Source organism: Aeromonas sp. ZOR0002 (genome assembly GCF_963866995.1).
Taxonomy (GTDB): Bacteria; Pseudomonadota; Gammaproteobacteria; order Enterobacterales; family Aeromonadaceae; genus Aeromonas; species Aeromonas caviae.
This window is the reverse complement of record NZ_CAWMFQ010000237.1, coordinates 1-255: the sequence shown is the minus strand read 5'-3', so window position 1 is coordinate 255 and position 255 is coordinate 1. Positions and strand designations below refer to the sequence as shown.

The 255-nt window shown below is 68.6% G+C and carries 1 protein-coding gene; it reads left to right on the top strand.

The window, feature by feature from the left end; genetic code table 11:
- Nucleotides 1-255: hypothetical protein (locus AACR77_RS13330; RefSeq protein WP_042882072.1), on the top strand; the 255-nt coding region annotated here is incomplete at both ends.

Here is a 255-nt window from a genome sequence, read left to right as displayed (position 1 = left end):
AGCCTCGGCGAGCTGACCGGCCGCCACTACCAGCTGGTGGAGTACCACGGCGCGCCCGATGCCACCGACGTCATCGTGCTGATGGGCTCGGGGGCGGCCACCGCCCGCACGACTGTGGATTGGCTCAACCAACAGGATCGCAAGACCGGGGTGCTGGTCATTCGCCTCTATCGCCCCTTCCCGGTACAGGCGCTGCTCGATGCGCTGCCCGCGAGCGTGCGGCGCATGGCGGTGCTGGATCGCACCAAGACTGTG